The sequence below is a fragment of the Flavobacterium plantiphilum genome (genome assembly GCF_046000495.1).
Taxonomy (GTDB): Bacteria; Bacteroidota; Bacteroidia; order Flavobacteriales; family Flavobacteriaceae; genus Flavobacterium; species Flavobacterium plantiphilum.
The window spans coordinates 226,515-244,678 of the sequence record NZ_JBELQA010000003.1; the positions used below are offsets into that span (position 1 = coordinate 226,515).

Consider the following 18,164-nt stretch of genomic DNA (forward strand, 5'->3'; position numbering starts at 1 on the left):
TATTTATTTGTTTAAAAAGTAAGTCAACGCTCCCGAAGGACATTTTTTTACCGTGTCAATAATTTTTTCTGTTGTTGAACCTTCCGGTTTTATCCATGGTTTTTCTTTTGGCTGAAAGACATCAGGATTATTGCGGACACAATTTGCTGAATGAACGCATTTTCCTGATTGCCACACAATGGTAACTTCACCATTGGAATATTCTTTTGTGATGTCTTGCGGATTCATAATCAAAGTTGGGTTTTGATAGTTATTTTTCCTTTTAAAATTTTAGAAACAGGACATTTATTGGCAATAAGAATCAATTTTTCTTTCTGTTCTGTAGTTACTTCCTTAGAAAAAGTAATCTGTCTGGAAAAAATGGTTTCAAATTCTCCTTCTTGTTCCTGAGCGGCATTTACGGTAATGTTTATTTCGGGAATATCCCAGCCTTTACGGTCAATATACATGCGTAAAATAGCGATAGTACAGCTGGCCAATGAAGCCAAAAGAGCGGTGTAAGGATCGGGACCTAAATCTTTTCCTCCAATGTTTTCCGGTTCATCCATGATAAACTGGCCGTTACGCCAGCTAATCGTGGAAAAATATTTTTGAGTACCAATGTGTGCCGTGATGTCTTTTTCTAATATGTTTTTCATGATATAATTACTAATCTAAAACCTTTTATAAATTATAAAACATCACTAAATTCAGGAGTTTTATCAAAAACTTTTTTTGCAAACGGGCACAAAGGAAGAATTTTTAATTCTTTTTCTCTGGCAAATAAAACGGCTTTTTCAACCATTTTTTTTCCAAATCCTTTGCCATTGTATTCCGGATTTACCTCTGTATGATCAATGATTATTTTGTGTGGTCCGGCAAAAACAAAAGTCATTTTTGCAGCTTGTGCATTGTTTACTGCTACGTAAAAATAACCTTTTCTTTCGTTGTATTCTAATCCAATAGTTTCTTCCATGATTTTTATTTTTTTAGTGTTTCATTGGGATTTCCATTACTAAAAATTTAGAAGCTTTATTAGCTTTAATTTCAATTTCGGCAGTTTCCCAGATTCCTATCGCATCTCTTGTTTCTAATGTATTGCCATTTACTTCGATTTCTCCTTCTATATTCATAATGTAAAAACCGTTGGCTTCTTTTTTAAGGGATAGTTTTTTAGAAAAATCAGCATCAAAATCACTTAAATAAAACCAGGCGTCCTGATGAATCCATACTCCTGCGTCCTCAGCATCAGGGGATAAAATCTGAGCAAAATCATTTTTTTCTAGAGATTTGTCCAGTGTGATTTGCTGGTATCTTGGAGTAACATCTCTTTGTTTTGGGAAAACCCATATTTGAAATAATTTTGTTCTCTGGTCAGCGTTTGGATTAAACTCACTGTGTCTTATTCCTGAACCGGCACTCATTACCTGTACATCTCCGTTTTTGATAGTAGATTCATTTCCCATACTGTCTTTATGAGCTAAATCTCCTTCCAGCGGAATGGTAATGATTTCCATATTGTCATGCGGATGTGTTCCAAAACCCATTCCTGCCGCAACAGTGTCATCATTTAAAACACGAAGTGCTCCAAATTGTACTCTGTCCGGATTGTACCAGCTTGCAAAACTAAAACTGTGGTATGCATTTAACCATCCGTGATCTGCGTGTCCTCTTGTATCTGCTTTGTGAAAAACTGTAGTTGCCATGATATTTTTTGTTTTATTGATTATTATATTACAAAGATACCCCTGTCATAAGCATTTTGCACTTAACCTAGATTAAGAAAAAGAAAACATGAATTTACTGTTTTTTTTGGGGTGTATAGTTATTCAGTATGATAATTATATAAATATATTAGAAATAGCTGCAACATGAATGGTGCAAACAGTAAGTACTTTTGTGATTAGAAAATAATCTAAAATTCCCGGAATGATCAAGTTATATAAAGTGCTGGTATTTTTGTTTTTAATCTCTTCCAGTGCTTTTTCTCAGGTGGATTATAACAAATTAATTATTAGAAAAAATATATCCCAACAATGGGAATTGGATAGTATTGATAAAAAAGGAACTTTTAGATTAGTTTCCTATCGTCCTATTTATTTTGCTGCAGCACGCTGGTCGAGCAAAAGAAATGAAGCGCCTTTTGATGAAAGCGGTGAATTTGCCACGGATGAAAAAAACATTTTCAATAATATTGAAACTAAATTCCAAATCAGTTTTAAAACTAAATTATTTCAGGGACTATTCTTTGGTACAGGAGATTTATGGGCTGGATATACTCAAAAAGCGCATTGGCAGGTTTATAATAAAAAGTTGTCCAGAGCTTTTAGAGAACTAAATTATGAGCCGGAAATAATTTTAAATTTTCCGGTGAATATTGATTTGTTTCAGGGAAAAATAAGGACTTTTGGAATTATACTCAACCATCAGTCTAATGGAAAAGATATTCCTACTTCGAGAAGTTGGAATAGAATTATTTTAAATATTGGTTACGAATTCAACAACTGGACTGTGAATTTCAGACCCTGGTATCGTATGCCGGATACCGAAGATGAAAATCCGGGAATTACCAGATATGTGGGAGATGCAGAATTAGAATTAGGCACCCACTTTGGTAAACATGAATTTTATACTATCATAAATCATTCTTTCAGTACTTTTGAAAAAGGGAATATTCAGCTGAATTATGTATTTCCTATTCATGGACATTTAAGAGGGCATGCTCAGGTTTTTCACGGTTATGGAGAAACTTTAATTGATTATAATGTAAGCCAGACAACAATAGGGATAGGCGTTTCTTTTGCAAACTGGTAAGAAACCCGGTTGTTAAAGCGGCTGTTTATTTTCGCAATAAACGTGATTTCATTTTGCTGAAAAATTCCGGTGTTACTCCTATATAGGAAGCAATTTGTTTTTGAGGTATTTTATGAGCCAGAGAAGCATATCTTTTATTGAATTTATCAAAACGGTCTTCGGCCGACAAACTTAAATTATCCATTAATCGTTCCTGATTGGCCACTAATGAATTTTCGGTCAGAATTCTGAAAAAACGTTCCAGTTTTGGAATTTCACTATAAAGCAGTTCCTGATTTTCTTTAGAAAGTAATACCACTTCTGCGTCTTCTATTACTTCAATAAATAGATTTCCAGGCTTTTGCGAAATTAAACTGTACATGTCACCCATCCACCAGCCTTCACAGGCAAAACTTAAAACATATTCTACAATGTTGTCGTTAATGTTAAAACTTCTCAAAATTCCGGAATTCACAAAATAAGAATATTTACAAACTTCGCCTGAATTCAATAAAATACTTTTTGCTTTGTAGTGTCGAATTTCTGTTTTATTTAGGAAGAGTTCTTTTTCTTCAGGGGTTAGCGAAACAATTTTTTCTATGTTATTTATGATCAGGGACATCGTTCTTTTTATTTAAAATTTGATTACGCAATATACTTATTTTTAATTTTTTTGTTCTTTTTTAAATTGGAGTATGCTTAAAGTTTTTCATTCAGAATGTTATTTTTTATATATTCTTAAATTCAATAATTTGTTGTTTAAATTGGTATATTAGCATTTAGCATTACGCTCACTAAGAATTTTTAATTTTAACAGACTGATTCGTAATAAATCGGCAATTTCTATATTTAGCAAATTTTTGTAATGTCTGAAACAAAAGAACTTAATAACAAACTACTGGTTGTAAATCTTATGGAAGGAAATGAAAAAGCTTTTAGTGAGCTTTTTAATTACTATCATAATGATGTTTATGCTTATAGTTTAAGTATGCTTAAAAACCAGATTTTTGCAGAAGAAATAGTGCAGGATGTATTTTTGAACATCTGGCAGCATAGAGACAGACTTAATCCTGATTTATCGTTTAAATCTTATGTGTTTACTATTACACGCAACTTAACTTTTAATCTGATCAGCAAAATAGCAAATAATCGTAAATTTAAAGAAGAGGTATTTTACAACAGTCAAAAATCATACAATCCTGTTGAAGACACCATTGCAGATGCTGATTATGATGCCATAAAGAACAAAGCTATTGAACAGTTACCTCCTAAGCGTCGAATTATTTTTGAAATGTCCCGTAATAAAGAAATGAGTTATGAGGAGATCAGTAAAGAATTGAATATTTCTGTAAGTACAGTAAAAGGTCAAATGAGTAAGGCCTTAGCCGAAATTAGAGATTTTTTAGAAACTCACGGTGATGTTGCACTTCTTATAAGCCTTATTTCTGCCCGTTGGTTAGAATAAATTCGTAAAAAATCCCTTCAGATTTTCTTCTTTTTCACTTTCTTTTCACTTTCTTTTTGTTTGTATTTGTTTCTTTTTGGAGGTAAATTTATTATTTTTCAAAAAAAATAATAATACCCGATAGTACTTTTCGTTTTCTCATCTGTATTATATATAAGAACGTATATTATGCAACACGATACTCATATCCAAAAAATATTAAAAAAATTCATTCTGAATCAATGTTCTGAAAAAGAGGTTGATGAAGTAGTACAGTATGTACAGGATTTAACGGATTCAACCGGACTTCCAACTGTAGAAGAAGTACTCGCAATTTTAGACGAGAAACCCATGATGACTGAACAGGACGCTATTCGCATTCAGAACACCATATTAGCAACTCCGCAAAAACAGCCAAAGACATCAAAAAACAAGTTCTATTTTATCAAATATGCTGCAGCAGCAATTTTTGTGGGACTTTTAACGATGAGCTATTTCTTTAGGGATAATATTTTCAACAAGCCGGACTCTGCTATTCCGGTAGTGATAAAACAGCAGCAAAAAAGCCTGGAACCCGGTACGGATAAAGCAACACTTACACTGGCTAACGGTTCTCAGATTGCTTTAGTAAACGGAACATCACTTCAAACCCAGAATGCTAAAAGTAATGGTGCCGGAATCGTTTATGAAGCTGATGAAAAAAACACAGCTGAAGTAGTCTATAATTATGTGACTATTCCCAGAGGAGGAAAGTTCTTTATTAAATTATCCGACGGTACCCAGGTCTGGCTGAATTCGGAAACTAAATTAAAATTTCCGGTAGCATTTATTGAGGGACAAACAAGAGAAGTAGAATTAGTGTACGGGGAAGCTTATTTTGCCGTATCGCCTGCTGTAAAACATAAAGGAGCTCATTTTAAAGTATTAAGTAACAAACAGCAGGTTGATGTAATAGGTACCGAATTTAACATCAAAGCGTATAAAGACGATGCTCATAGTTATACCACTCTAGTCGAGGGGAAAGTAGCGGTAAATATTGGAAACAAAAAACTAAAATTAACGCCCAATCAACAATTAAGTTTAAATACGATAACAAACAATCCGGTTGTAAAAAACATAGAGGTCTACAGTGAAATATCATGGAAAGAAGGGGTTTTTACTTTCGAAAAAATAACTCTTAAAGATATGGTGAAGGTATTATCGCGCTGGTATGATGTCGATTTTATATTTAAAAATAAAGCAATTGAAAATGAAATTTTTGATGGTGTTTTAAGAAAAACCCAAACATTAGATGAAATTCTGAAGAGTATTAAATATTTTAAAATTATTAAAAACTATGAAATAAAAGACAAACAAGTAATTCTGGAATAAACCACAAAGTAAAGCTTTCACGTTAGGCTTTCTTTATTCCGCCCATTTAATCTGTTAATCCATTGTATAACCAAGCAAACCAGAAAATTATGAAAATTAAAGTATTGAATGTTTTTGATCTCGGCAGAGAAAAGCTGATTAAAACTGTTATGAGAGCATTTATTTTTTTATGGTGTACCAATGTTTTTTGTCTGAATGTACACAGCACATTTGCACAAGTAAATGTAACCATAGATAAAGACCAGTCTGTAACCATTTATGAGGTTTTTAAAATTATAAAACAACAGACGGATTTAAACTTTATCTATCCCAGAAAAGTTTTTAAAGACATGCCGGAGGTAGCACTGAAAAAAGGCAAAATTGCAGTATCTACATTATTAGGGCAATGTCTTTCAGTTAATAATCTCCATTTTGAACTTACTGATGATCATACCATTTTAATTAAAGAAAAGCCTGTAACTACAAATAATTATGTACAGCAACAAGTAATAAGCGGGAAGGTTACTGATAATTCAGGCCAGCCTGTACCCGGAGTAAATATCGTTGAAAAAGGAACTAAAAACGGAATTCAAACGGATTTTGATGGTAATTTTTCAATAAAAGTAAAAAGCAGTAAAGCCATATTGGTTGTTTCTTATATTGGTTTTAAAACAAAAGAAATTCAAACAAACGGAGAAACTAATCTGGTAATTAAATTAGAAGAAGATTCTGCAACCTTAGAAGAAGTAGTAGTGGTTGGTTACGGTTCCGTGAAGAAAAAAGATTTGACCGGATCAGTGGTTTCTGTTGGTTCCGATAAACTGGAAGGAAGGTCTAATAGTAATGTGCTGCAATCGCTGGCGGGACAGGCAACAGGAGTGCAAATTACACAATCTCAGGGTGCACCCGGTATGGCTCCTACGGTTAAAGTTCGTGGTGCTTCTTCAATCAACGCAGGAACTACACCGCTTTATGTAATTGATGGGATTCCGCTGGAAGATAATACCACAAATTCAACGGATACCGGAATTAGTTCAGGGAGTAATTTGAGTTTTAACCGAAATCCACTGAACTTTATTAATCCAAACGACATTGAATCAATTGATATCTTAAAAGATGCCTCTTCTGCGGCTATTTATGGTTCCAGAGGAGCTAATGGTGTGGTAATTATTACTACTAAACAGGGAAAAGCGGGAAAAACTAAAATTGATGCCACTTTTGAAACCGGTTTTTCACATGTAAACCGTAAAACCGACATGATGAATGCTTCAGAGTTTATTGCTTTTAATACTGCCGCCAGAAATAATTCATGGGCTACTATTGTTGCAGCAAACCCCACTGCGGTAAGAGGGAATAATACTCTTGTTCCAGTAGAATTCTCTGATCCGGAATGGATTGCCCGTATTGGCAACGGAACTGACTGGCAGGATGTGGCTTTCAGAACCGCACATAACAAAAACTTTCAACTCTCGGCATCCGGTGGTAGTGAGAAAACACAATTTATGGTGTCACTGGGTTATTTAGATTCAGAAGGGGTAGTGGACAGGAATACCTATGACCGAATCAATTTGAGATCTAATATTAAACATAAGTTCAATGATAAGGTGCGTATGGGAGTAAATATAGGACTGAGTCGCGCCAATGAAGCTCCTTACGGAACCGGAGGGAAAAGTGATGTAGTGAGTCTGGCTTTGCAAAGTAATCCTTTTTTTCCATTGTATGTTGAAACAGGAAGTCTTGGTTTTAAAGATCCAGCTTCTATTTGGAATACTTTTACAAAATATGGCTTCCAGCTCTGGCATCCGTATGCTTTGACAAGAGAAGCAACAGCTAAAAAAGTGACTAATATAGCAACCGTTACTTCTTATCTGGAGTGGGATATTATAAAAGATTTAACGATTAAAACTTCTGCAAGTTCTAATATTGAAAATACCGTTCATAATTTTTACTGGAATGCAGGACAAAACTGGGGATATTCCGGATGGGTTCCGGCGCAGGCTGATTTTAAAACCTTACAATCCAACAACTGGATTTCAGAAACTACATTAACGTATAATAAAACCTTCAATGAAGATCATAATTTAAATATACTGGCGGGTTATTCTGCTCAGGAACAGACTACTGATCTGAGTAGTATGACTGCCGGAAACTTTCCTAATGATTTAGTCCATACTTTAAATGCAGGAGTTGTCAATGCAGGTAACACTTTTTCTGAAGAATGGTCGCTGGTATCTTATCTGGCTCGTGCCAATTATTCTTACAAAGGAAAATATCTGGCTTCGGCAGCTATCAGAGCGGATGGTTCGTCCCGTTTTGGTAATAATAACAGATGGGGATATTTTCCATCAGGGTCGCTGGCATGGCGTGTTTCTGAAGAAGATTTCCTTAAAGAGGTTTCCTGGATTAGTAACCTGAAAGCCAGATTGAGTTATGGAGCTACCGGTAACAACCAGATTCCAAATTACGGATCAATCGGGGTGTTGGGGTACAGTCCGTATGTGAGCTCAGGTACTGTAAATCAGGGGATTTATACCACTAATTTTGCTGATAAAAATCTGAAATGGGAAAAAACAGGTCAGACTAATTTTGGAATTGATTTTAGTGTTTTTAATGGGCGTGTAAAATTTACCGGAGATATTTATTATTCGAAAACAAAAGATTTATTGCTGAATGTTCCTATTCCTATTCTTTCAGGATTCTCAACCACTTTAACAAACATCGGAGAACTGGAGAACAGAGGATTTGAATTAAATCTCAGTACACAAAATATTGACAGTGAGTTTAAATGGAGTACTGATCTTAATATTTTTGCAAATCGCAATAAAGTATTGAAACTGGGGGTTAATGACGCTCCAATAGATATTAATGTAAGTAGTATGACTTCGCGTACAGCTGTAGGAAAACCTATTGGAATGTATTATGGGTATGTTATTGATGGTGTTATCATGTCACAGGCTGAATTAGACAATAATGCTTATCCCGTATGGCCGGGAAGTGAAGCGGGTGATCCAAGAGTAAGAGATGTTAACAATGATGGTGAAATTGATTCTAATGACCGTACCTATCTTGGAAACAATCAGGCTGATTTTCAATGGGGTCTGACTAATAATTTTTCTTATGCAGGATTTGAGCTTTCCGTTTTATTAAGAGGTTCTCAGGGAGGTGAAATTCTTAATCATAATGCCCGTTATTTGAAATCAGGAGTAGGAGGCGGTAACCGAAATATGTATTCCGTTGTGAATAATTACTGGAAATCGGAAGCAGAACCGGGTAACGGAATGATTCCTAAACCACGTATGCTGCCAACAACTGTTCGTGATTTTGGATCCAGTTATTGGGTGGAAGACGGTTCCTTTGTTCGTATTCAGAATATTCGTCTAGGATATAATCTGCCTAAAACTTTTGTGGAAAAAATGAAACTGAGTAATGTAAAATTATATCTGAATATGGAAAATGTACATGTGTTCTCTGATTATTTAGGTTTTGATCCTGAAGGCAGTACGTATCAGTCCGGTGTCATGGTAGGTTTTGATTACGGAGCATATCCAAATCCGTTTACAGCTACTGCGGGAATAAATATTAGTTTCTAAAAAAAACGATACAAATCATTAAAACATAAGAAAAATGAAAAAGATACTATATATAACACTTTTTTGCAACCTATTCCTGTTAGGATGCAGTGGCGACTTTTTAGACAAAGCTCCTATTTCAAATGCTAATGAAGTAGAATTTTATAAATCTCAAGAGGATATTCAAACGGCATTATGGTCAGCTTATAATTCACTTTATACATTATACGGTCCTGAGAGTCTGCCATCTTTTTATGGGGAGCTAATGTCTGATAACGCCTATAGTGACAATGCCGCCGGAAGAATTCAGGATTATGAAGGCTTTGAATTGCATACCATGGCGATTGATAATGAATTGGTTTTTAATTTCTGGAACAATTACTACAAAGCTATTTATATTGTAAATAACATCATTGTCAGTGCCGAAAAGCTGGATTTTACTACTAAGGAGGCATTAATTGGTGAAGCTAAGTTTTTACGTGCCTTGTATTACTTTGATATGGTTCGTGCCTGGGGAGACGTGCCTCTGGTTACCACTCCTTTAAGTGTGGCTGATTCATATGCTCAGGGACGTACGCCTAAAGAGCAGGTTTATGCACAGATTATTGAAGATCTTGAATTTGCTGCCGCAAAATTACCGGTGAAAACCAGTCAGCGTTTTGTAGGTGCTGCCAGTCAGGAAGCAGCAAATACACTTTTGGGGAAAGTGTATTTAACTATGGGAAATAAACCCAAAGCGACTGAGGCGTTAATGAAAGTATATGGCAGGTTCAATCTGGTTCCTTATGCTGATTTATGGAATTTAACTAAAAAAAACGGGGCATCGTCTATTTTTGAAATTCAATACAAAGGCGGTATTTCTAATCCGTACAGTTTATACTGGGCAATGTTCACTCCGGTTGATAACCGTGTTGTTACGTCCTGGGGTGGCGGATTCAATCAGATTACCGATGATTTGTGGAATGCTTATGAAGCTGGAGATCCCAGACGTGATATTTCTATCCAAAATGGCTATCAGACAGCCAGCGGAGCAACTGTAGATGTAAAATTTCCAATCAAATGGAAAGATACTGCAGCCCCGGTGAGCGGTTTAAGAGAGGCTTCGGATAATAATTTTATGATTCTCAGATATGCTGATGTGCTGTTAATGCTTACAGAAGCAACTTCTGATCCTAAATATCTGAATGAAGTTCGTAACCGTGTAGGTTTAGCAGCTTATGGTACTGCGGGTTATCCGGCTCAGTACAATACAATCGAACTGGCATTAGAACATGAAAGACAGGTAGAATTTGCATCCGAATTTCATCGTTGGTTTGATTTAATCAGAACCGGAAGAGCGATTACAGTGATTGAAAACAGCAGTAAAAATATAACTATTGAAACAGCAGATGATTTGCTGTTACCGGTTCCGTTTTTAGTAATTAATCAGAATCCTGATGTAATTACTCAAAACGAGGCTTATAAATAAAAAGAAAACTTAATTGGTGGTTAGTTTAGTTTGTTTGGACCGCTTCCTTATCTCTCCGATAAGGAAGTGGTCTTTTTTATTCCAGAGTTTATAGGGACAATAGGTGTTGCTTTGCTTAATTCGAATAATTTTTAAACATATAAATCCATAACAAGCGGGATAGCCGAATGTTTAAAGGTGCTAAAGCGACTATAACTGCCATGATAACAGGAATAATTCTCAGGTCGAAGGTTTCTTTAAAAAAGAAACTGGCAATCACATAAGTCGTAATTCCCTGAGCTACCGTCAGCCCGTAACTCACATACATGGCACCAAAAAAATAACCTGGTTCTTTTTTGAATTTATAATGACAATGTGGGCAGTATTCATTCATTTTTGGAAAACCAAACCGGAAAAAAATACTTTTTTCTTTAAAAATTTTCCCCTGATGACAATGCGGACAATCATTTTTCAGAATATGGATAAGTGTATTTGACATAATTTCTGTTTTTTTACAAAGGTATTTATTAGCTATCTGCCGGCTATTTTCTATATTCGCTTATTGTAGCACAAAAAAGACATTTGTCAGAATGAAAAAATATCCCGTTTATAGTATCGAACAGTTCAACTGCAATTCAGTTAGCACTGATTTGTATATTAATACGTTTAAAAATCATTTGGTCAGCCATAGTTTTATAGAGAAACCGCACCGCCATAATTTTTATCTGTTGGTTTTTTTTACCAATGGTTCCGGAATGCACGAAGTCGATTTTGATCGCTTTGATATTCGTCCGGGTAGTGTTTTTGTGTTGCAGCCTGGGCAAATGCACCATTGGATTTTGTCTGAAGATATAGAAGGTTTTATTGTTTTCTATACGGCTGAAATGTATAATTTATATTTTGGTAATAAAAAAATCGAGGATTATCCTTTTTATTTTTCGGTACAAAATAGTCCTGAAATTGTTTTAGAGGAAGCAGAAATCAATCAGGTTTTGTCTTATTTTGAAAACTTAATTGCCGAAAGTCAAAGCAATCAGTTATTGAAGCGGGATAAGATTATGAATCTCTTGGACAGTATTCACATTGAGTTGGCACGGAAGTACAGTCAGATTCATGTTCATGAAGCGCATTCTTATAATGTGAAAATTAAAAATCTGGAACAACTTTTAGAGCAAAAATTCAAAGAAGAAAAATCGGCGGCTTATTACGCATCGGAGCTTCATATTACGCTGAAACATCTGAATCGAATTTGTAATGAAATCCTAAAAAAAACAACCACCGAAGTAATTGTGGACCGGGTGGTGCTGGAAGCCAAACGCATGCTGCTCGACAAAAACTGGACAGTCAATGAAATAGCAACCGAGTTGGGCTATGACGATTATTCTTATTTTAGTCGCTTGTTTAAAAAACACACGAGTGTAACACCCACCGCTTTCCGATTATTGAAAAAAGATTAGGAGTTATTTTTTTTAATATAGATTTTTAACCGCAAATTACTTTTATTTAACGAATTCATTGTCCTTAGCTTCCGCAGTCGAGCGTCAAATGTTTGAAGAATGCGTAAAAAGAAAAGTTGTTTGAGCGCAGCGAGTTCTTTTCTTTTAGCATTTGAAAACTAATTTGACCGACGAGGAAGTGTAAGACTTGATTTTTTTGTTTCTTTTTTGATCAAGCAAAAAAGAAAATTGGTAAACCATAATTTTACTTTTATTAAAAACGCCATTGGTAATGTTTTTTAGGTAATGCAATGAAATAAAAAATGTATCGAGAACCGTTATAGATGAGATATTGGATTAGTTAATTTTGATTAAGCAAAAAAGAAAATTACTTTACATTCACTAAACTCGCCGCTTTTACGGCCTTTTCTACAACTTCTTCAATTGGTGTTTCTAAAGTATCATTTACTAATGCAACTCCCATTCTTCTGTAAGTTCTTGTACTTGGTTTACCAAAAATCCTGAAATCAGTTTTAGGCAATGCAGCAATTTTTTCAATTCCGCTATAAGTTGGATTGGTATTGTTTTCAGAAGCTAAAATAACCGCACTCGCTCCGGATTTTTCTAAGCTAATTTCGAAAATAGGTAAACTTAAAATAGCACGTAAATGCAATTCAAATTCATTAAAATTTTGTGTTCCTGCTAATGTTACCATGCCGGTATCGTGTGGGCGGGGAGACAATTCAGAGAAATAAACGCCATCATCGGCAATGAAAAATTCGACTCCAAAAAGTCCTGCACCGCCTAAGGCTTCTGTAACTTTTTCGGCCATGTCCTGCGCTTCGTATAAGTCCTTATCGGAAATTCGGGCAGGTTGCCAGCTTTCCTGATAATCGCCACGTTCCTGACGGTGACCAATTGGCGCACAGAATAAAGTACGATTGTTGTTTTGGGTTACTGTCAATAAAGTAATCTCCGAATTGAATTTCACAAAAGCTTCCACAATTACTTCCACCACATCACCACGCGAACCTGCTACAGCATATTCCCATGCTTTTTCAATATCAGCTTCGGTTTTTATCGTAGATTGTCCTTTTCCTGACGAAGACATTAATGGTTTTACTACACAAGGAACGCCTACTTCAAGAACGCCTTTTCGTAATTCCTCGGCTGTTGTAGCGTAACGGTATTCGGCAGTTTTTAATCCTAATTCTTTAGAAGCTAAGTCACGAATGGCTTTGCGATTCATTGTAAAGTTGGCCGCCTTAGCCGATGGAACAACGGTAATGCCTTGTTTTTCGTAATCGTAAAAACGCTCGGTTCTGATGGCTTCGATTTCAGGAACAATGAAGTCAGGATTGTGTTTGGCTACAATCTTATCTAAAGCGTCGCCGTCTAACATGTTAATCACTTCAAAATCATGAGCCACTTGCATAGCAGGAGCATTTTCATAGCTGTCAACCGCAATAACGGTTTGCCCGATGCGTTGTGCAGCGATTACAAATTCTTTACCAAGTTCGCCTGAGCCGAGAAGAAGGATTTTTGCCATTTTTATGATTTTATTGCGAAAACAAAAATAGTTTAAAATTTGGAGTATTGCGACTTCAAATTTTAAACTGTTTATAGCAATGGCTAGTAGTTTTAAATCTAAAATAGTAGGATTAATGAGTTAGTTTGGTACTGGAGGAGTTGTCTGCTAGATTAGCAGCCTATTTTTCGCCTTGTTTGATTAACGCATCAACTTCGCCTTTTAATTTTGGAAGATGGTTTGTAAGTATTGACCAAATATTCTCGTCCGAAATATTGTCATAAGCGTGAATGACTTGGTTTCTCAATCCAATAATTGCTTTTGCATTACTAATTTTTTCAGTAAACAAATTGTCACGAGTGATTATTCTGTTTACGGCTTCACCAATGATCTCAAGATTTCTTTCAATAGCTCTTTTAAGCATTAAGTTTTTTTTGTATTTGAAAAAATCTTTTTGTTCTTCTTGAAAAAAGCTATCTATTTCATCAATACAGAGTTTGATATCATAAAGCCATTTAAGAATTCTTTCATCCATAAATTAGCTCTTTAGATTTGTTTATTGAGTTGATTAAGATTGGGTTTCTTAGCGTTTGCTCTTCAACTAAGTCAACTTCACGTCCAAATAATTTTTCCAAATTATTTTTAAAATCCATGTAATTATCAAAATACCTAGACAGCTCAATAGATTTAAATTTTACAAGTAAATCAATATCACTTTTTTTATTGAAGTTTGAATTCAAAGCTGAACCAAATAGATACATCTTTTCCACATTGTGCATTGCACAAAGCTTTTTTAAATCTTCCATATTTCGGTCAACTATTCCCATATAACAAATTTAGATAAAAAAGTTCTATTTTATGCGAAGTTCAAACTATTTATAGCAACGACTAGTAGCTCTAAAGTATAAAGGAGTCGCTTTAAAAACGCTCGGTTTTGTGTTTTGTCGGTAAGTAGGTACTCGTTGAAAACGAGCACCAGTCTGAGGGTTGAAGAATTGAAACTTTGTTGCTCTGACTTTTACCACAAACTTGTCATTCTGACGAAGGAAGGATCTCATCAAGTTTCTCCTCTTTGTGGGCACGGAAAACATTTCCGCGCTATCGGGGCAACGTTAGTAACTTTTTAAGTATAAAAGAGTCGCGTTACAAACGCTTGGTTTTGGTTTTCATGAGTAAGTAGGTACTCGTTGCAAACGAGCACCAGTCTGAGGGTTGAAGAATTGAAACTTTGTTGCTCTGACTTTTACCACAAACTTGTCATTCTGATGAAGGAAGGATCTCATCAAGTTTCTCCTCTTTGTGGGCACAGAAAACATTTCCGCGCTATCGGGGTTACTGAAAATTTTAAACTGTTAATAGCAAGAAACCCTGTCAGAGTTCAAAACTCTGACAGGGTTGTATGAAAAAAACGTTTTTACAACTTAATTTCAGTCATTCGGTCATCGATAAAACGAAACCCCCAGCCCGGTAAATCATGTGGTTTTGCAAAACCATCCTGAATAACCATAGGATTGTCAATTAATGGATCGACCCAGTCAAAAGATTCCACGCCCACGCCATTTGAAATGGTACACAACAACGGAACGTCGTAATCTTTGTAATAATGCGGAAGCACAGGCAGGTGGAAACTTTTAGCCAAAGCCGCACTTTCACGCCAGGCTTCGACACCACCAATTCTCAAAATATCGGGTTGCCAAATGTCTAAGGCATTTCTGGTTGCTAATTCTCTAAGCGGCAAAGTGTCAAATTCTCTTTCTCCCATAGCCAGTGAAATTCCGGTTTGGTTTTTCAGGATTTCGTAACCCTGAAAATTTTGGTGATGGATGGGTTCTTCAAACCAGTTGATGTTTAAATCTCTTGCTTCTCTTGCTAATTTCATAGCCGATGGCAAATCCATTCCCTGATTAGCGTCCATCATGATATCTACTTTGTTGCCCACGGCTTCACGCACTAAACGCAAACGCTCGACATCGGTGCTCACTTTTGGAGAACCTACTTTTATTTTTACCGCTTTAAAACCACGGTCGGCATAATTGGTTACTTCTTCAATCAATTCGTCAATAGAATAGGAAATCCAGCCGCCACTTCCGTAAATGGAAACTTTTTCTTTGTATGTGCCTAAGATTTTATGGATGGGTTGTCCCAAAGTTTTTCCCCAGGCATCCCACATCGCAATATTAATTGTGGCTTGTGCCCAACGCAAAATTCCCTGATTACCAAAATATTCGGCTAAATCATCCAGTTTTTGATAAACAGCTCCCGTTTCATTGGCATTATAACCTTTTATAACCGGAATAATATCTTTTAAAGCACCTACAATGGCATTGGGAGAATATTGAAAAGACAATAAATAGGATTCTCCAATGATGCCGTTTTCTAATTGAATTCTCATCACAATAAAGGAGATTTCAGTTAGCGTATGGGTAGCATCGGCAATTGGTTTTTTAAGCGTGGAAGTCGCTTTGTATAGTTTTACGTCTCTAATGGCGATCGATGAGTTCATGCTGTAATGATTTTAGTATCTGCAATATTACAAATCTTAAATAAACACTATTTGCATTATAAAAGCAATTTCAGACACTATATTGATGCAAAATAGTGTTATTTTTACCGTTTTACATCCGTTTAGAGTCTATGAAAGCAGAATACCGAAGAATTAGTCCGTCGCCGGGGAGTTCGTTCAGAACCAGTATTTTTGAAGGAAAAGAATTTATCGCTTCCTGGCATTTTCATCCGCAGTATGAACTGACTTATATTTTGGGTAGCAGTGGGATTCGCTATGTGGGGGATAATATGGCTAATTTTGAATACGGCGATTTGGTTTTAGTGGGTTCTAATTTGCCGCATTGCTGGAAAACGGTTGGTGAACAAAAGGAAGAAGTACGCTGTGTTATTATCCAATGGGATGAAGATTTGCTGAGCGGTTGGTTAGAAAAAGAAGAGTTTCAATACATCAGGCAAATGATGCAACTGGCCTCGCGTGGAATTCATTTCCCTAAAGATCATGCGCTGTTGGTCGAAAAAAAAATGTTGGAATTAATCGATTTGCCTCCTTTTGAGCGGCTTTTGTCTTTTTTACAAATATTACAAGAATTGACAAAGGCTCATCATAATTGTTTGGCTGGAGAAGGCTTTACGACCAATTTGACGGTGAAGGAAAGCGAGCGTGTCAATTTGATTTACAATTATGTTAAAGAATATTACAATCAGCAGATTACCTTAGAGGATATTGCTCAAAAAATAGCGATGAATAAGGATTCTTTTTGTCGCTTTTTCAGGAAAACCTTTCGCAAGTCTTTTTTTGAATTTATCAATGAGTACAAAATTAGTTTGGCGACTAAAATGTTGATCAATACGGATTTAACCGCATCGGAAATAGGGTATCAGGTAGGCTATAATAATCTGAGTTTTTTTAATCGTCAGTTTCAGAAATTTGTCCAAATGTCACCTTCCAGATATCGAAAAATGTACAGGACGATATAAGCTGCATAGCTGCTCTTATGGTTTCTTATTTCTGTTAATTATATAGTATAACGCATTGGTAGACCAGAGTGCCCATACAATTAATACGGGCTGAAACAGCAAACGTATGAATCGTTTTTGATTAGTGTCGAGACCAAAAGCACTAATGCCATTGGTATACTGTGATATATTTCCCGGAAATACCAACACATAAAATACGGCTAAAGCAATTCCGATTTGAATACGATATTTAGACAGAAAAATCATTGCCAGACCCAGAGCAATCTCTACAACCCCCGAAAAAACTACTACAAAATCTATAAAAGCTGGATCTCTGGGCAGCCACATGGGTACCTGTGCGGTAAATTCCTGACGTTGAAAAGTGAGATGACCTACACCGGCCAGTACCATAAGAGAGCCTAGCAGTATTCTGAAAATATTTTGCAATAAAGAAGTTTTCATGTCTAAATTTTAAAAAGTGAAAGATGGTCTGTTTTTATAAAAAATAACCCCAGAAAGTCCTGAGGTTATTGTATTTGTAGAGTGCTAATTAGGAGTTTAATTTTAACTTCATTAAAACAGCTCTGATACTATTGAGTTGTTTGCTGATGAGTGCTACCTGATTAGGACTAAGATGTTCATTTTCTAAAGCCATTTCGTATTTTTCGACAGCCGCTTCTTCACCGGTAATGCAGGCATTTATAATTGCTTCGGTATCATTACTTGTAAATGTTGATTTAATGTCAATCCATGCACGGTGTATAGCACCTAATGGTCCGCCTCCTGCAGTATCTGTTGTTTTTCCTAATCTGTTGATTTCATCCTGAAGTTCAACAATGAACAAAGCACGTTCGCGGGCATAATTTGTAAAATTCGATTTAATCAGTGGTTCTTCTGCATGTTCCGCAGCATTGGTATATCCTAGTTTACCATCTTCCAAAATGGCAATTAGTCCGTCTAATGTGCTTACTATTTCTGTTCTGTTTTCATCTGTATTTGTCATGATATTGATTTTTAATGATTTATATATTACAAAGATGGGGATAGTAAGTCTTTTTAATCTTATACTATTTCGGGACGTTTTTATAAAATTTCAGAATTGCGAATGCTAATGTGTTTTCTCACTGAAAAATTTACCAACTTTTTAACAATGAGG

General features: G+C 35.6%; 19 protein-coding genes. 7 read left to right on the forward strand and 12 right to left on the reverse strand.

Annotated features, from left to right (window positions below):
* Positions 1–3: 3 nt before the first annotated feature.
* From ABS764_RS06375 to ABS764_RS06390, 4 genes are read right to left on the reverse strand one after another with little or no spacing between them, the layout of a single operon-like run.
* Complete coding sequence (locus ABS764_RS06375; RefSeq protein ID WP_408080965.1) at positions 4–228, reverse strand: (4Fe-4S)-binding protein; 225 nt, start codon at positions 226–228, stop codon at positions 4–6.
* A 2-nt stretch (positions 229–230) separates the two neighbouring features.
* Positions 231–638, reverse strand: a complete 408-nt coding sequence (locus tag ABS764_RS06380) for an OsmC family protein (protein ID WP_408080966.1) — start codon at positions 636–638, stop codon at positions 231–233.
* A gap of 32 nt (positions 639–670) precedes the next feature.
* The gene (locus ABS764_RS06385) at positions 671–955 is read right to left on the reverse strand and encodes a GNAT family N-acetyltransferase (protein ID WP_408080967.1); all 285 of its coding nucleotides are present in this window, start codon (positions 953–955) and stop codon (positions 671–673) included.
* 13 nt (positions 956–968) lie between these two features.
* Positions 969–1,685 carry a pirin family protein gene (locus ABS764_RS06390; protein ID WP_408080968.1) on the reverse strand — a complete coding sequence of 239 codons (717 nt, stop codon included), beginning with the start codon at positions 1,683–1,685 and terminating at the stop codon, positions 969–971.
* 223 nt (positions 1,686–1,908) lie between these two features.
* Between ABS764_RS06390 and ABS764_RS06395 the strand changes: the two genes are divergently transcribed.
* A complete protein-coding gene (locus tag ABS764_RS06395; protein WP_408080969.1) occupies positions 1,909–2,793 on the forward strand; it encodes a phospholipase A in 885 nt (294 codons plus the stop codon).
* Between the two features lie 25 nt (positions 2,794–2,818).
* Here ABS764_RS06395 and ABS764_RS06400 read toward each other — a convergent pair whose 3' ends face one another.
* On the reverse strand, positions 2,819–3,394 hold the full coding sequence (locus ABS764_RS06400) for a Crp/Fnr family transcriptional regulator (protein WP_408080970.1): 576 nt from the start codon (positions 3,392–3,394) through the stop codon (positions 2,819–2,821).
* 243 nt (positions 3,395–3,637) lie between these two features.
* Here ABS764_RS06400 and ABS764_RS06405 point away from each other — a divergent pair, with 243 nt between their 5' ends.
* The 4 genes from ABS764_RS06405 (at position 3,638) to ABS764_RS06420 (ending at position 10,603) form a co-directional block, all read left to right on the forward strand.
* Entirely contained in the window at positions 3,638–4,237 is a 600-nt protein-coding gene (locus ABS764_RS06405) for an RNA polymerase sigma-70 factor (protein ID WP_408080971.1), read from the forward strand.
* A gap of 168 nt (positions 4,238–4,405) precedes the next feature.
* Entirely contained in the window at positions 4,406–5,587 is a 1,182-nt protein-coding gene (locus ABS764_RS06410; RefSeq protein ID WP_408080972.1) for a FecR family protein, read from the forward strand.
* 89 nt (positions 5,588–5,676) lie between these two features.
* Positions 5,677–9,156 (forward strand): SusC/RagA family TonB-linked outer membrane protein, encoded by a 3,480-nt coding sequence (locus ABS764_RS06415; RefSeq protein ID WP_408080973.1) that lies wholly within the window; start codon positions 5,677–5,679, stop codon positions 9,154–9,156.
* 34 nt (positions 9,157–9,190) lie between these two features.
* Entirely contained in the window at positions 9,191–10,603 is a 1,413-nt protein-coding gene (locus ABS764_RS06420; RefSeq protein WP_408080974.1) for a RagB/SusD family nutrient uptake outer membrane protein, read from the forward strand.
* Positions 10,604–10,718: 115 nt separating this feature from the next.
* Here ABS764_RS06420 and ABS764_RS06425 read toward each other — a convergent pair whose 3' ends face one another.
* Positions 10,719–11,081, reverse strand: a complete 363-nt coding sequence (locus ABS764_RS06425) for a DUF983 domain-containing protein (RefSeq protein ID WP_408080975.1) — start codon at positions 11,079–11,081, stop codon at positions 10,719–10,721.
* 91 nt (positions 11,082–11,172) lie between these two features.
* Between ABS764_RS06425 and ABS764_RS06430 the strand changes: the two genes are divergently transcribed.
* Complete coding sequence (locus ABS764_RS06430; RefSeq protein WP_408080976.1) at positions 11,173–12,039, forward strand: helix-turn-helix domain-containing protein; 867 nt, start codon at positions 11,173–11,175, stop codon at positions 12,037–12,039.
* Positions 12,040–12,406: 367 nt separating this feature from the next.
* On the opposite strand, the gene purT is transcribed toward ABS764_RS06430, so the two are convergent.
* The 4 genes from purT to ABS764_RS06450 all read right to left on the reverse strand — a co-directional run bounded on the left by purT (position 12,407) and on the right by ABS764_RS06450 (position 16,049).
* On the reverse strand, positions 12,407–13,567 hold the full coding sequence (purT, locus tag ABS764_RS06435; RefSeq protein ID WP_408080977.1) for a formate-dependent phosphoribosylglycinamide formyltransferase: 1,161 nt from the start codon (positions 13,565–13,567) through the stop codon (positions 12,407–12,409).
* Between the two features lie 160 nt (positions 13,568–13,727).
* Positions 13,728–14,081: a HepT-like ribonuclease domain-containing protein gene (locus tag ABS764_RS06440; protein ID WP_408080978.1), complete on the reverse strand. Its 354-nt coding sequence runs from the start codon at positions 14,079–14,081 to the stop codon at positions 13,728–13,730.
* Positions 14,074–14,373, reverse strand: coding sequence for a nucleotidyltransferase family protein (locus ABS764_RS06445; RefSeq protein ID WP_408080979.1), 300 nt, complete (start codon positions 14,371–14,373; stop codon positions 14,074–14,076). The genes ABS764_RS06440 and ABS764_RS06445 overlap by 8 nt, the downstream gene beginning before the upstream one ends.
* 587 nt (positions 14,374–14,960) lie before the next feature.
* On the reverse strand, positions 14,961–16,049 hold the full coding sequence (locus ABS764_RS06450) for a mandelate racemase/muconate lactonizing enzyme family protein (RefSeq protein ID WP_408080980.1): 1,089 nt from the start codon (positions 16,047–16,049) through the stop codon (positions 14,961–14,963).
* A 131-nt stretch (positions 16,050–16,180) separates the two neighbouring features.
* On the opposite strand from ABS764_RS06450, the gene ABS764_RS06455 reads away from it, so the two are divergent.
* On the forward strand, positions 16,181–17,029 hold the full coding sequence (locus ABS764_RS06455) for an AraC family transcriptional regulator (RefSeq protein ID WP_408080981.1): 849 nt from the start codon (positions 16,181–16,183) through the stop codon (positions 17,027–17,029).
* 15 nt (positions 17,030–17,044) lie between these two features.
* Here the strand turns inward: ABS764_RS06455 and ABS764_RS06460 are convergent, their stop codons facing one another.
* Positions 17,045–17,470, reverse strand: a complete 426-nt coding sequence (locus ABS764_RS06460; protein WP_408080982.1) for a DoxX family protein — start codon at positions 17,468–17,470, stop codon at positions 17,045–17,047.
* Between the two features lie 88 nt (positions 17,471–17,558).
* The gene (locus ABS764_RS06465) at positions 17,559–18,011 is read right to left on the reverse strand and encodes a ferritin-like domain-containing protein (protein ID WP_408080983.1); all 453 of its coding nucleotides are present in this window, start codon (positions 18,009–18,011) and stop codon (positions 17,559–17,561) included.
* Positions 18,012–18,164: the final 153 nt, after the last annotated feature.